The 14,345-nt window shown below is 63.4% G+C and carries 13 protein-coding genes; 3 read left to right on the top strand and 10 right to left on the bottom strand.

Annotated features, from left to right (window positions below):
• Nucleotides 1-17 precede the first annotated feature (17 nt).
• From P5W99_RS30295 to P5W99_RS30275, 5 genes are all read right to left on the bottom strand, one after another.
• The gene (locus P5W99_RS30295) at nucleotides 18-815 is read right to left on the bottom strand and encodes an ABC transporter ATP-binding protein (protein ID WP_421028015.1); all 798 of its coding nucleotides are present in this window, start codon (nucleotides 813-815) and stop codon (nucleotides 18-20) included.
• Between the two features lie 76 nt (nucleotides 816-891).
• The gene (locus tag P5W99_RS30290) at nucleotides 892-2,322 is read right to left on the bottom strand and encodes an aldehyde dehydrogenase family protein (protein ID WP_434664795.1); all 1,431 of its coding nucleotides are present in this window, start codon (nucleotides 2,320-2,322) and stop codon (nucleotides 892-894) included.
• Nucleotides 2,319-3,398 carry a homoserine dehydrogenase gene (locus P5W99_RS30285; RefSeq protein ID WP_421027497.1) on the bottom strand — a complete coding sequence of 360 codons (1,080 nt, stop codon included), beginning with the start codon at nucleotides 3,396-3,398 and terminating at the stop codon, nucleotides 2,319-2,321. The genes P5W99_RS30290 and P5W99_RS30285 overlap by 4 nt, the downstream gene beginning before the upstream one ends.
• 149 nt (nucleotides 3,399-3,547) lie before the next feature.
• A complete protein-coding gene (locus tag P5W99_RS30280; protein ID WP_421027496.1) occupies nucleotides 3,548-4,045 on the bottom strand; it encodes an Lrp/AsnC family transcriptional regulator in 498 nt (165 codons plus the stop codon).
• 31 nt (nucleotides 4,046-4,076) lie between these two features.
• Nucleotides 4,077-4,754, bottom strand: a complete 678-nt coding sequence (locus tag P5W99_RS30275) for a hypothetical protein (protein ID WP_434664792.1) — start codon at nucleotides 4,752-4,754, stop codon at nucleotides 4,077-4,079.
• Between the two features lie 334 nt (nucleotides 4,755-5,088).
• On the opposite strand from P5W99_RS30275, the gene P5W99_RS30270 reads away from it, so the two are divergent.
• A complete protein-coding gene (locus tag P5W99_RS30270) occupies nucleotides 5,089-6,168 on the top strand; it encodes a DMT family transporter (RefSeq protein ID WP_421027494.1) in 1,080 nt (359 codons plus the stop codon).
• Nucleotides 6,169-6,173: 5 nt separating this feature from the next.
• The gene (locus P5W99_RS30265; RefSeq protein WP_421027493.1) at nucleotides 6,174-6,464 is read left to right on the top strand and encodes a hypothetical protein; all 291 of its coding nucleotides are present in this window, start codon (nucleotides 6,174-6,176) and stop codon (nucleotides 6,462-6,464) included.
• A 134-nt stretch (nucleotides 6,465-6,598) separates the two neighbouring features.
• Here P5W99_RS30265 and P5W99_RS30260 read toward each other — a convergent pair whose 3' ends face one another.
• Both P5W99_RS30260 and P5W99_RS30255 read right to left on the bottom strand, forming a co-directional pair.
• The gene (locus P5W99_RS30260) at nucleotides 6,599-7,183 is read right to left on the bottom strand and encodes a helix-turn-helix domain-containing protein (RefSeq protein WP_421028014.1); all 585 of its coding nucleotides are present in this window, start codon (nucleotides 7,181-7,183) and stop codon (nucleotides 6,599-6,601) included.
• 61 nt (nucleotides 7,184-7,244) lie between these two features.
• Entirely contained in the window at nucleotides 7,245-9,185 is a 1,941-nt protein-coding gene (locus P5W99_RS30255) for a PAS domain-containing protein (RefSeq protein ID WP_434664790.1), read from the bottom strand.
• A 102-nt stretch (nucleotides 9,186-9,287) separates the two neighbouring features.
• Here P5W99_RS30255 and P5W99_RS30250 point away from each other — a divergent pair, with 102 nt between their 5' ends.
• A complete protein-coding gene (locus P5W99_RS30250; RefSeq protein ID WP_421027491.1) occupies nucleotides 9,288-11,072 on the top strand; it encodes a histidine kinase in 1,785 nt (594 codons plus the stop codon).
• A 35-nt stretch (nucleotides 11,073-11,107) separates the two neighbouring features.
• Here P5W99_RS30250 and narL read toward each other — a convergent pair whose 3' ends face one another.
• The 3 genes from narL to P5W99_RS30235 all read right to left on the bottom strand — a co-directional run bounded on the left by narL (nucleotide 11,108) and on the right by P5W99_RS30235 (nucleotide 14,263).
• The gene (gene narL / locus P5W99_RS30245) at nucleotides 11,108-11,767 is read right to left on the bottom strand and encodes a two-component system response regulator NarL (protein ID WP_421027490.1); all 660 of its coding nucleotides are present in this window, start codon (nucleotides 11,765-11,767) and stop codon (nucleotides 11,108-11,110) included.
• 189 nt (nucleotides 11,768-11,956) lie between these two features.
• Nucleotides 11,957-12,559, bottom strand: a complete 603-nt coding sequence (locus P5W99_RS30240; protein ID WP_421027489.1) for a dimethylamine monooxygenase subunit DmmA family protein — start codon at nucleotides 12,557-12,559, stop codon at nucleotides 11,957-11,959.
• Between the two features lie 27 nt (nucleotides 12,560-12,586).
• On the bottom strand, nucleotides 12,587-14,263 hold the full coding sequence (locus P5W99_RS30235) for an APC family permease (RefSeq protein WP_434664788.1): 1,677 nt from the start codon (nucleotides 14,261-14,263) through the stop codon (nucleotides 12,587-12,589).
• Nucleotides 14,264-14,345 lie beyond the last annotated feature (82 nt).

Here is a 14,345-nt window from a genome sequence, read left to right as displayed (position 1 = left end):
TTGGCGATGGTTTTGCATCAGATGATGCTGGACAGAAACTTCTGGAATCGCGGCGACTTCTGCATTGCGAAGACTTCGTCTGGACTACCATCTTCTTCGATGCGTCCCTGATGGACGAATACGACGCGATTGGCCACTTCGCGCGCAAAGCCCATTTCGTGCGTGACGACCAGCATGGTGCGGCCCTCATCAGCAAGCGAGCGCATGACCTTCAGCACTTCACCGACCAGCTCCGGATCGAGCGCAGACGTTGGCTCGTCGAAGAGCATGACCTCCGGGTCCGTGGCGAGCGCGCGCGCAATCGCGACACGTTGTTGCTGGCCGCCTGACAGCTGGTTAGGGTAGTGCTCGCACTTGCCCGCGAGACCCACGCGTTCGAGCATCGCTATGGCTTTGTCGCGCGCGTCGCGCTTTGGCACACCCAGCACGCGCACCGGCACGAACATCACGTTTTGCAGAACCGTCATGTGTGCCCACAAGTTGAACTGCTGGAAAACCATCGCGAGCTTGCGACGTACACGCATGACCTGCCTGGGATCGGCAGCGGCAAGCGCGCCGCTCTTGCCTGCCGGCTTCAGGGTGAGCGCCTCGCCATTCACGGAGATCCGGCCGCGGTCGGGCGTCTCCAGCAGGTTGATACACCGGAGGAAGGTGCTCTTGCCTGATCCGCTGCTGCCAAGAATCGACACGACCTCGTGGTTTCGGGCGGTCAACGAGATGCCCTTCAACACCTCAACGCCATCAAACGACTTATGAATATCCTCGACAACCAGCACGTCGGCCGCTGGTTTGCATGCAGGCATTGCTGCTGGCATTCCCGACTCCCTCTTTGATACGTTGCACATTGCCCAGGGCGTGCGGCGCCGGCGCGTCGAGCGCCGGCGCCTCGCGTCAACTCGACAGCACGCGGTTGCGCCTGAAGCAGACCACCTTTGGCTGCGTCATTTCCTTCATTGCAAAACGCACGCCCTCGCGTCCCAGCGACCCGTACTTGAAGCCGCCGAACGGCATGCCGTCGAAGCGATAGTCCGAGGAATCGTTGATCATCACGCCGCCCGCCTGCAGCCGCTCGGCCACGCCAAGCGCGATCTCGAGCCGGCTTGTGAACACGCCCGCGTGGAGACTGCTTTCAGTCGCGTTCGCAGCATCTAGCGCCTGCTCCAAGTCGGAGAATTTCGCGATCGATACAACGGGTGCAAACACTTCGTCGGCCCACACGCGGGCATCACACGGGACGTCGACCAGCACAGTGGGCTCGTACATCGCGCCGCAACGTCGATGGCCAGTCAATACCTTTGCGCCGTTGGAGATGGCGTCGTCAACCCAGCGTTCGATCCTGGCCGCCTGATCCTCGGCGATCATCGGGCCCATATCCGTCGCCTCGTCGAGCGGATCGCCGACCACCATCTTGCGGGTCAATTCAACGACGTAACGAACGAAAGGCTCATACGCCGCTTCAGCCACGAAGATGCGCTGGGTGCCGACGCAATTCTGTCCCGCGGCCCAGAACGCACCGGACACACACGACTCGGCGGCGTGCTTCAGGTCGCAGTCGGCCATGACGATCACCGGAGCGTTGCCGCCGAGGTCCATCGCGATTTTCTTGAGGCCAGCCTCACGCGTGATGGCCTCACCGGTCGTCGGGCCACCCGTGAACGTCACCATGCGAATCCGCTTGTCCCGCACCAACGTAGACGCGACCTCCGCGCCACCGTGCACGATCTGTAGCGCATCCCGCGACGCTCCCGCCTCCCACAGAATCTCGACGAGCGCCTGCGCAGACAACGGCGCCAGCAACGACGGTTTCAGGATCACGCTATTTCCGGTAGCGATTGCCGGCCCGAGCTTGTGCGCGACCAGGTTCAGCGGGTCGTTGAACGGCGTAATAGCCAGAATCACGCCAAGCGGCTCCAGCGTGTAATAGCCGCTGCGATCCTCCGATCCCGGCCAGGAGTCGAACGGAATCGTTTCGCCCACCAGCCGCTTCGCTTCTTCACCGGAAAGGCGCAGCGTGTTCGCACAACGTGCGACCTCCTTGCGGGCCTGCCGGAGCGGTTTGCCCGCTTCAAGCGAAATCGTGCGGGCAAGCCCTTCTGCACGCGCTTCGACAAGCGCGGCCGCGCGGGACAAGATCTCGAACCGTTGGCTTCTCGCCAGAGCACCCGCCACGCTCGCGCCCAGCAGCGCGCGCTCCACAATGGCCGGTACCGACTCGACCGGTGACAGACGGACTGTCCCTACGACGGTTCCGTCGTAGGGCGACAGGACGTTGCTCACGCCACGCGGCTCCAGATCCGTGGTCACTGCATCGCGCGCGCTCATGCAATCACCTCTTGCGCGGTTGCGTTGATGTGGTCGCGCAGTTCGATGAGGTCCGACAGGATCGCGAACGCGGTCTCCTCGCGGCCCGCTCCGGGACCGCTGATCGTCACACTGCCGAGCACGTCGGTGTCGAAAGTGATGGCGTTCGTCACACCACTCGCGGCACGCAGCGGATGACCTGCTGGCAGCTTGCGCGGCTCGACGGTTGCAGTCACAGTACCGTCCGGCTGCCGGGCCGCCGAACCGATCAACCGCCAGGACAGGCCTTCAGCCGCCGCGGCACGCACCGCATCCGCGGTCAATTCAACGATGCCGCGACAGCTCACGTCGGCTCGCGTCAAGCCCGCGTTCCACAGCGTGTTCGCGAGGATCACGACCTTCAACTGCACGTCCGAGCCGCTCAGGTCTGCCGCCGGATTCGCCTCCGCATAACCGCGGTGCTGTGCCTCCTTGATCGCCGTATCGAAGCTCGCGCCGGCCTCGACCTCCCCGAGCACGAAGTTCGACGTGCCGTTCAGAATGCCCGTGAAGCCACGCACATCGCAGCCACGAAGCGTCGTCGAGAGCTGGCGCAACACCGGAGTACCGCTCATTACCGTACCTTCGTATTTAAGGCATGCGCCCGACTTGGCGGCGATCCGCGCCAGATCTATTTGCGCGAGTGCGATCGGCCCCTTGTTGGTCGTGATGACGTGCTTGCCGCATTCGAGCGCGGTGCGGCAGTGTGTCAGCGCGGGCTCGCCCGTATTGGGATCGGTGCAGGTTGCCTCGACGACGACATCGACGTGCTCCGACGCAATGGCCTTGAGAACGGCATTGAGATTGACCTCGCGCGACACCAGCGTGCCGGGGTCGCGGCGCAGCGCTTCAGCATCGACGCCGCGCCGCGCAGTTTCGTCGAGCACGTCCAGAGCGATGCCTCGCGGATTCGTTGCAATGCCGAGCCGCAGGTCTGCGATCATCGTCACGGAAAGATCGAGCCCCTCGGCCAACAGCATCGCACGCTTTTTCTTCAGCAAATCGACGAGTCCCTGACTGACTCCGCCGAAGCCGACCAGTGCCAATTTGAGTTCCATTTCTTTCATCTCCTGTCGGTGAAATCAGGAACTAGTTTAGTTATACGAAGTGTTGATCAAATTAGGCGTTTTGGCCTGAATCGAACATGCTCGTTTGCGGTTCGTTATGCGCGACGGCCGGACCGGCCGTCTCTCATGACACGCCGTGATTAGCCCGTGGGTGAGTCCTCGTCGGACTCCCTGTCAACCGGGACAAACAGCCCCACCTTGATCGAACTCAGCACGACATTGGTATTGATACGGCGGATCATGGGATTGCCTTGCATGATCCTCGCGGTCAGTCGGTCGTATGCCTCGACGTCGGACGCCGTAATAATTGCGATCAAATCGACGGCGCCCGTCACGTAGTAAATCTGCTGGACCTCATCCTGCGACTTTGCCCATTCGCGGAACTTCGCAACCGTCTCGTAGTTTTCCCGTTCGATTTCCATCGCCGCGATAAAGGTCATCGGGCGGCCGACAGCCGCTCGATCGACTACCGCGATTTCCGCGGAAATGATCCTTTCGGTACGCATCCGCTTCAGGCGTTTTTGCACAGCGGACGTGGACAAGCCGATACGGTCTGCGATGGCGTCAGCTGTCGCAGAGCAGTCCCGCTGGACGATGTTCAGGATCTTGCGGTCAAAAGCGTCGAGTGCGTCGGTCATAGCGTGGCCTGGCAGGCGAAATGCGTAAAATTCAGAGGTAGAACGGGCGCGTCGACTTGAGTCCGACAAGATGCCGGATGCGATCGAACGCGTTGATGAGCACCGCTCGCCACAGCACCGCCGGCCCGCCAATCCGGACCGGGACGAAATGGATCGTATCCACTCCCCCTGGAATGCGAAATGGGCGTTCAATGCCGTCGTCCGATTCGGTCACGAGTGCGGTGCCGTCGATCGCGGTGAGGCTCATCAGCAGATACGCCGATCCATTCTTGTCGCCCAGCCCGAGCAGCGGCGCCACAATCGTGGGGAGTTGCTCGAGCAGCGGCAACTCGTATGCGCCGGGCCACCACGTGTCGCGCTCGTCCAGCCACGGGCCCACGCCTGGCATCCCCACCATCTCGAGCGTCCGGTCCACCCCGAGATGGGCGTAGGCGCGGCACCGCCCTGTCTCATCGTCCGGTGAGGCGGCGAGCCAGTTGCCTTCGTGCTCCACGCAATTCGTCAAACTGACGTTCGCGGGCTTCAGCGTGCCGAACGCTGCCTCTACCCGCGCAGACGATATTTCCCCAACATCTTTCTGCGCCTCGCTGGGCACGATCTGGCACACCCACTTCGGTCCATCCTGCAACAAGGCAGGCGCATTGCCAAACCGAACCTGTGCGGCTCGCCAGCGGGCGCGTTCTACGATAACGAATGGCGTATCCGGCATACAACTCTCTCAATGCTTGTGCAATCGCGCCGCAACCTTGCCCGCGCGCTTCGCGGTTCTACAGAAGGACCGCGGCTGGGAGAAATCATATCGCCCGGCAGCGTTGAAAAAAATCTCAGTTTCGCTGAATCCATATGAAAACCGGACATAATTTATGCAACGGCGACGAATTTCATCGACATACGGGAGGCCTAAAGCGCTACCAAAATGGTGGTATTGCTAACTCCTTACAGTAGCGGTTTAAATCGGGCTTACCGATTTGGTCCGTTTCGAGAGCCAACGGACTCTCGCTGCCGAACATCCCTTCCTGAGTTACAGCAACGGAATTTCCCCTATGCAAGCCGTAGCACTCGAACAAGCGCTCAAGCGGCACTATGCGCGCAATCAGCGCTGGGGATTCATCTGGGCCATCTGGATGGCCGTGCTATGGGGCGCGTGGTATGTGCCCGGCACAGCGCTCTGGTTCGAGCACCCGTATGTCGACATTCCAGCCAACGCCACCGCATTGCGCCTGACGGCTACCGCTGTCATGACCTGGGTGCACGCAATCGGCGTATTCGTGTGGTTGCTGCTCTGGAATGGCACGCTCGGCAAGATCAGGGATTACGGGCGCACCATGGTCCGTTTCCGGCGCATTTCGAAATGGTATGCACTCGCTTCGCTATGCGGCGGGCCGATGGCCATTTTCGGCTCATACATGGCGATGACTTATGCCGGTCCCGTCTTCGCCGCCATCAGTTCGCTGCTTTTTCCCGTCGTCGGGACCGTGATCGCGGCGCTCTGGTTCAAGGAGCGCATTACGAGGCGAGCCGCGCTCGGCATGAGCATCGTCATTCTCGGCGGTCTGGCCGTGTATGGCCCCGGCCTGTTCGGGCAATTGCAATCGACGCAATCGGATGCATGGCTGGGCTACGCCGGCGGCATCATGTCGGCGCTCGGCTGGGGCGCCGAGGGGGCCGTGGCCGCGCGTGCCATGGACGTGAGCGACCCCGATGTCGGCATTCAGTGCCGGTTCTCGTTCGAGGTTTTCTTCTGGGGCCTGCTGATTCTCCCGGCGCTCACGTTCTTCACCGATATTCCCGTCGCCAGACTGCTGGTCGACACGCTCGCGAACGGCCGCGCGTTGCTGTGGATTTTCCTCGCGGCTTCGACGCATGCCTATTGCTACACGAGCTGGTACAAGGCGACGTCGCTGATCGGGGTGAGCCGCACGGGCGGAATCGGCAATCTCTATGCGATGCTCGCACTCATTTTCATTGCGTGCTTCACCTTGCAATTGCCGGCCTGGTATTTCCTGATCGGTCTGGCGTTGTCGATTACCGGCAGCTTCGTGATGTTCGGCGAATCCGCCGAATCGGTTGCTTCGTTGCGCGATGTGACGAGCGGCAATCAGGCAATGGTCGAAGCGGAGTGATGCACATGAGACTTCATCAAAAGGGCTTCCTGCTCGATCAGATCAGCCGCATGACGCACGCCTGGGACTATGAACTCGTCGAGAAGGCACTGAGCGAGTACGGCGCATCGGGCCGCTACGCAATCAACGCGGTTCGTGTCGCGCTTGACGAACTGGCGGCGGGCGGCCTGCTCCAACGTCTCGAAGAGAAGCTCGACGACGGCACGCATCTGGGTGCCGGCAAGGTGCTGTTCCGCTATCGGCTCACCGATTTCGGCCGTGCGCGCATGCGCGATACAGGTCTATTGACGCAATGAGGGCGCGAGGCGATGAATGAATTTTGGGGTTATGCGCACGCGGATACGTTGGCCGTGGCGATTATCGCCGGCCTCAGTCTGCTGAGTCTCATTTGCGCGCTTCGCTTCGTGAAGCATTATTGAGCGATCCATGCTCAGAAGTCTGAGCCGGCCGTGTGCCCATACATGATGATGGTGATGAAACGAATCGGCAGCTTGATCAGGCGCTCGGGTCCATGCGGCACCGATCCGCGAAACGTGAAGGCGTCGCCCGGCTGCAGCAGGTAGCTGCGATTGCCGTGCCGGTACTCCATCTTGCCCTGCAGCATGTAGATGAACTCCGTGCCCGGATGCTCGAACGTCGGGAAGATCTCGGACTCGTCGTCCATCGTAATGAGGAACGGCTCGAACAGCTTGGCCGGCCCCTGGTCGTACGCCAGCAGGTGATAGGTGTGCCCTTTGGTCGTGCCGCGCCGGACCACCTCCATGCCCTTGCCCGCCTTCACGTGCTGCGCGGTGCCCTCCTGGCCTTCGAAATTACGGAACAGCGTGGACATCGAGATACCCAGCGCGCGCGCGAGGCTCACCATCGACTCGAGGCTCGTGGATACCTGGCCGTTCTCGATCTTCGACACCATGCTGCGTGAGAGCCCGCTCTGTTCGGCGAGCTCGGCAATCGTGAGCCCCTGATTCGTGCGGTTTTCGCGCACGACCTTGCCGATGAAATGTTCGATCGACATCGAGTGATCGGGCGCCTCCCCTGCGGCCGTTGGCGCGTCTGCCTCGGCCCGCTCAACCTGCTCAACCCGCTTCGTCATTTGCCTGTCCCTGTTGGTTTGGCATATCCAGATTGCCTGACGCGCCCGGCGTGTGGCCGTTGTCCGTGGCCTCACCCGCCGCGAGCGCCGTGTCGATCATATCGAGCGCGTTCGGGAATTCGCTCTGCGCGAGCGCCCAGCCCACCTGTGCCATGACACGGAATTCGTGTCCCTCGACGCGCAACGGCCGGCCCACCATCGCGCGCAAGCTTTCGGCGACAAGCTCCATGGCCGCCGTGCTGTTTTCCGCCGCGAGCGCCGCCACCTGAGCCGCGCACTCGCACCAGTCGAGCGCCGGCGTCGAGAAGTCGGTGAGCATGATCGAAAAATCCTGCTTGTCGAGCAATGTCGCGCCATTGAGGTCGCTCTGGATCGCCTGCAGGCGCCGGCCCAGCTGCACCAGCACGCGATCTGCGTACTCCGGGCCGAAACGTCCGGTCACCTCGTCGAAGTTGATCACGTGGATGGCAAACACCGCGCACGGCTGCGCGTTGCGGCGCGCACAAGCGAGGGCGAAATTCAGCCGGTCCATGAACATCGCCGAATTGGTGAGGCCCGTGGAACGGTCGAACACCAGGCGGCGGCGCGCGCTCTCTTCGGCGAGCTGGCGCCGCGTCACCTCGATGATGAAGCCTTCGAGACCGAGCAGCTCGTTGCGCGCGGAGAAAATACCGCGCCCCTGGTCCCATACCCACTTGGTCTGGCCCGCGCGGTCGACAATACGGTAAGTCATCTCATAGGGCTCGCCCACCGCCACGCGCGCCTGAATTTCATTCCAGACGAACTCGCGGTCCTCGGGATGAATGAGCGAAACGAACTTCATGAGCGATTCGTCGAGCAGCTCGTTGGCTTCATAGCCGGTCAGCTCGAAGCAGCCCTCGCTCACGAACTCCATCGACCACAGGCGATTGTTCTGTCCGCGATAGATCATCGCGCGCACGTTGGCGAGCAACATGCGCAGGCTGCGGCGGCTCGCGTGCAGCGCTTCCTCGTTGCGCCGGCTGTTCGACACGTCGAGCGCGAGACCCACCGCGCCGATCAGGTGTCCTTCCTGATCCGCCACCGCCTGGCAGCGAAGTTCGACATGAAACATGGTTTCGTCGGCGCGGATCATGCGCACGACCGTGATGAGCTCGCTGATATGGCCGTCGAGCAGCGTCGTGAGCCGCGCGGTCAGCATCGCGCGGTCTTCGGGATGCACGAAGCCGGCAAGCGGAGGAACATCGCCACCGCCGCCGACGATACGCAGCATGCTGCGCCATGCGGGATTCACGAAGATGAGGTTCTGCTCGCGGTCGATGCGAAAGAGCGCCTGCGGCAGCTGCGCGACCACGTCCTGGCAGTGCTGCTGGATCTGCGCCTCGCTGCGCTGCGACTCGGCGCTCGCGTAAGGCGCGGGAAACTGCAGGAGCGTCAGGCGCGAACCCCGGCCGCGCAGCACGGTGACGGGATGGCGCCGGAACGTGCCGTCACCATACGCGAGGCGCAACGAACCCGAAGTGCGCTCGTCATCGACGCCGGTTTGCGCGAGCAGCTTCGTCAACTCCAGCAGCGACTGCGGATGCACCAGATTGCCGAACGGCATGCCGACGATCTCGTCGACATGATGTTCCCAGCGCGCGTGCTTCAGAAAAGCGCCGTTGACGAACACCAGCGCGTCATTGTCGAGCAGTACCGCGGGCGTGGAGAGATTTTCCGCGAACGCAGTGAGCTCGGGCGCCGCGGAGCTGCGCATGCCGCGCTTGACTGCCCGCTTCGCGCCAAACGTGAAAGCGAGCCCGAGCAGCCCGCTTGCCAGCGCGAGCGCGAAGGCAATGGCGATATAAAGCAGCACGTCGGCGCCCTGGCCCGGACCGAGTCTTGGCAGCACCAGCCCCACGACAAGCACCAGCAGCGTGGTGGAAAACAGATACACTGTCATCATGCATTGGCCTCGCGAATCCGCAATTCGGGCGCCGCAATTGCGTAGCCGTTACGTTGCAAAAGAACGGCGCCCGTCAGTTCCTTCTTCGCTACTTGTCTCCAGATGAATGCCGCCGACCGCGCCTGGTTGCGCCGTTATCCGCTCTACGCGAAGACCTGTGTCGTCCTCGCGTGCCTCGTCGCGCTCATCGCGCTGCTGTTCGTCTGCACGCGCGTCCAGCTCGACAACAAGGCCCTCTACGAACAGGCCGCCGTTTCGCTCGCCGATGCTGCCAGGCTGCGCCGCATCGCAACGAGCATCGCGGCCTCCGCACCCGATGCCGCGCTCAAGCTCAATGCACACGCCACGTCGCTCGTACGCAACGATACTTTGTTGACGCACTGGCGGCAACGGGGCGCGCCCACGCCGCTCATCGCCACGCAATTGCAAACGCTCGCGGGCGAGCACGCAGCCCCGGACATGCTCGATGCCCTGCGTATCGAGATCGACCGCCAGGGCGATGCGCTCGAAGCCGTCATCACGCTGCTCGAAGCCTGCACCGCCGCACTGCTGTTCGCGGGCATCTTCGCGCTGGCATGGGGCGCGCGGCGCGCGCTCGTGCTGCGCCCTGCGCTGCCCCTGCACATGCTCAACCAGGTCGGCCACGAAGTGCCCGCGGGACGCGACGAGATCGATCGCCTGATCACGGTGCTCAACGGGCTGGTCGCGCGACTGCGTAGCGAGCAGGATGAATCGGCCCGGCTCAAGCGTATCGTCGAGGACCATATTGCCTTTGCGGACCAGTCGCTCGATCTGCTGCATTATATCTGCGCCCAGCTCGCCGAAGACGCTCCCACGGGGGGTACGCTCGAAGCGCTGCTGCAACGTCTCGTCGGCATCCTGCGCGTGCAGCGCATCGCGCTCGTGCTCTCCGAGCCTTCGGCGCAGCTGCTTGGCGTCGATACCATCGTGGCGCCCGCCGATCTTGCACCGCACATCGTGCGCGAGCGCGTCGTGAACGAGCTGATGTCGCTTTCCGGCGTGCGCTCGCTGCCGCACAGCCAGTCGGACGAATTGCTGACGATCCTCGCGGCGCCGGTACGCGTGCCATCGGGCACCTATGGCGTGCTGATCTGCGAAAGCGACACCGACACGCGCAGCGAGCAGCGCCATCTGCATCTGCTGGAGACCATCGCGAGCGTGCTTGCGCAGGCCATCTCCAACCTGAGCCGGGACGTGCGCGACCGGCGCATGACGCTGCTGGAAGAGCGCAACGCCATCGCGCGCGAACTCCACGACTCGCTCGCGCAATCGCTCTCGTACATGAAAATCCAGCTCGCGCGGCTGCAGGCCGTGCTGCCCGAGGAGCTGTCGCACAGCGACGTCGGCCAGATCGCGCGGGCGATCCGCGAAGGGATCGACAGCGCCTATCGGCAGTTGCGCGAGTTGCTCACCACGTTCCGCACCTCGGTGCACGCGCGCGGACTCGCGGCGACGCTCGAGGAAGTCGCTGAAGAGCTGTCCTCGCGCAGCGAGGTGCAGATCTCGGTCGACAACCGCATCCGCCGCGTGCGCCTCACGGTCAACGAGGAGCTGCATATCGGGCAGATCGTGCGCGAAGCGCTCACCAACGTCGTGCGCCACGCGCGCGCATCGAGCGCGCTCGTGACGCTCTCGTCGACCGAGCGCGAAGTTACCGTGTCCATCGAAGACGATGGCCGCGGCATCGTCACGGAATCGGGCGGCGAGCACCATTACGGGCTCTCGATCATGCGCGAGCGCTCGCGCAGCCTCGGCGGCAAGCTTGAGATCCGCTCGAACGAGCCGGGCTCGCGCATCGTGGTGACCTTCGTGCCGGCCTCGTTCGCGCAGCAGGCACGCATCGGCACGGGCAGCACCACCCGCTAGCCAGCGCGGCCGGCGGGTTTCAGCCGCCTGCGCGCTCAGCTGCCTGAAACGAAACGCCGCCCGACGTGCTCACGGTGCCACACGACCGCCTCGAGCCGTGAATGCAGGTCGAGCTTGTGCAGCACATGTTTGACATGCACCTTGACCGTGCCGACGCTGATGTCGAGCTTGCGCGCAATCGCCTTGTTGCAGAGCCCCTCGACGAGGTAGTCGAGCACTTCCTGCTCGCGCGCCGAGAGCAGCGTCTCGCTCGCGCGGAACGACTGGCTGCCCGAGAGCGCCTGGACCAGGTTGCCGGTTGCGGCCTCGCTGAGCACGGCGGTGCCTTTCAACACCTTCTGCAAATTCACGCACAGCTCCTCGGGCTCCATGTCCTTGAGCAGATAGCCGTGCGCTCCGGCACGCAGCGCGGCCACCACGTCCCGTTCGTTATCGGAGACGGTGAGCATGACAAGGCGTGCCTTCACACCCTGGTCGCGCAGCAAGGCAATGGTCTCGATGCCGCTCATCTCCGGCATGTTCAGATCGACCAGCATCACGTCCGGTTCAAGCTCCAGCGCCATCGCCACGCCTTCGCGCCCCGAGCCCGCCTCGCCAACGACGCGAAAGGCCGGGTTCATCTCGATGAGCTGCGCCACACCGCGCCGGAATAGCGCGTGGTCGTCGACGAGAAGCACTGTGGTAAGTGATTCCATACCCTTTCCTCCTGCATGACGGCACAAGGCCGAACGCCTCCAGTATGGCGCGCGCCTGCAATACGGCAATCTGCAAGAGGGGATTCCACTTTGGGGGTAGCGTGGAGAAAGGGACGGAGTACGAACTGGAATGAAAAAGGGCTCATGCGGTAGCGCGCATGAGCCCGGGCACACGCAATGTCGACGCTGCTACAAATAAGCGTGCTCGACAGCAGGAATCTCTCCAGGCACCTCGGCGTCGGCCTGCACGCCCATGAACGCCGCCAGCCGCCGCGAGAAGTGATCGCGCACGAACAGCTTCCGGCCGCATCCGCCGCACGGCGTCACGTTGGCTGTCACATCTTCGTTCATCGAGCGGCAGTGAATGCAATACACGCGTCGCCGGAGGCTGCCGCTATGCTCCGCCCTCACCGCCTCGGGCGCGATACCGGCGCGCTCCGCGATCTGCCGCACCGACCCGATGAAAGGCTCGGTGCCGAGCGCATAGAGCCGAATTCCCACCTGCGCACCGCGCAGCGCCTCACCCAGCGCGCCCAGCAACTCGCCCTCTTCATCGAAGCGCCGCGCCACCGCATGCGGCAACACGCAAACACTGCCAGCACCCGCGTGCGCCAGGTCCTCGTCGACGGACCAGACCTCGAGCGGTGCCGTGCCCAGCGTGCTCAAGGCCTTCAGCACGCGGACGCGATCCTCCGCGGTGGCGCCCGCAGTCAGGAGCCAGTGCTGCGTGCCCAGCGGATCGGCTTCGAGCGCCGCGTACACCGGGCGGCTCATGATCGGCGAAGTCATCATCGAAAGCTCCCTCCGTTGGTACGAGTGTCAGTAGACCGCGATCGCATGGGTGATCCAGATCACCGCGATGCCGGCCACAACGGTCACGTAAGGCAGAATCCCGGCGCGCTTGGCGACCTTGCCGTTGCCGAGCAGCTCCATGTCCTCTTTCATCGTGTCCGGGAAATGCCCCTTGTCGGTCACGTAGTGGCGGAACATGAACACCGGCAGGATCAGCGCGGCGAAGACCAGGCCCGACACCAGCGTGCCCGCGCCCCACGTATCCGCACCCATGCCGAGCAGCGCGAGATTGACGAACGAGAACAGCGTGCCCAGCACGATCAGCCAGTTGGGTGCGCGGAACGGCCGTACCCAGTCCTTGCGGTCGAGCCGGTGAATCCACGCGGAATTCAGGTTCAGGAAGTTGAAGATGATGTAGCCGACGTTGGCAATCGCGAGCACGAACACATAATCCGACATCAGCAGCAGGATCAGGTTGAAGCAGAGGTCGGTCCACATGGCGCGCGTGGGCGCGCCATGTTCGTTTACATGCGAGAGGTACTTCGGCAGCCAGCCGTCCACCGAGGCCTGATACAGCGTGCGCGAGGAGCCCGCCATCGAGGTCATGATCGCCAGCACGAGTGCGAGCACCAGCATCACCACGAGCACGCGCTCGACCAGCAAGCCGCCGTGGATCATCGGCGCCATGGCCTTGGCCACGCCCATGCCGCTGTAGATGTCCGGCGAGAGGATGCCGCTGTAGACCGCGGGCGTCACCACGTTGCCAGCGGCGTCCTTGACGTCGGGCGTCACCAGATGGCCGAGGCCGAGCACGCCCTGGAACGAAAGCGGCACCACGGTGAAAACGAAAATGCACAGGAGACCGGAATACAGGATGGCCTTGAAGGTGTCGCGCTTCGGATCGCGGAATTCACGCGTGTAGCAAACGGCCGTCTCGAACCCGTAGGTCGACCACGCCGCCACGAAAAGCCCGCCCGCCATCAGCGTGATGCCCGCCATGTTCCACGTGCCGTCGATGATCTGCCCGCCGGCGTCCTTTGCCAGCGGCACGAGTGGAAACAGGTTGTGCGCGGCCACGTCGCCGGTGAAGAGCGGCACCATGCCGACGAGAATCAGCGGCACCAGCGCCGCCACGCCCAGGATGGTCTGGATGCGCGCCGCGTTCATGATGCCGCGGTGCTGGATCGCGAACGTGATGAGCAGGATCGCCGCGCCCAGTATGAAGGTCGCGTTGATGCGCAGGCTCAGTCCCGAGCGCAGCCAGTCGAGGCTCACGAGCGTGATCTGCCAGGCGTTGATGGCGGAGTCCGCGGGAAAGAGGATCGACAGCACGTAGCCCGCCGCGAGCCCCGAGCCGATCGCAAGCACGGGCGACCACGCGAACCAGTTGCACCAGACCGAAAGCGGCGCGAACAGCTTCGAATAGCGTACCCATGCAATGGCGCCGTAGACCGACGCGCCCCCCGATTTGTGCGGAAAGAGCCCGGCAATCTCCGCATACGAAAACGACTGGATGAAGCCAAGGCCGATCGAGATGATCCAGACAGCCCATGAAAGCTTGCCCACGGTTGCCGCAATCGAGCCGATCGAGAACAGCACCAGCGCGGGCACTCCGCTAGCTACCCAGAATGCGCCGGTCCAACTGATCTTGCGTTGTAACGAACCCTCCGGTTCGACAACGAGTTCTTCGGAAATCGTATTCATATGTCTCTTCCTTTCTCTGATGAGGGACCGCTGGGCGGCGGCCGGAATACGGCTATGTGGAGATGCGACCGCCGCCGCGCCG

Source organism: Paraburkholderia sp. A3BS-1L, assembly GCF_051125215.1.
Taxonomy (GTDB): Bacteria; Pseudomonadota; Gammaproteobacteria; order Burkholderiales; family Burkholderiaceae; genus Paraburkholderia.
The sequence above is the reverse complement of the archived record's forward strand: the minus strand, read 5'-3'. Positions and strand labels throughout refer to the sequence as shown.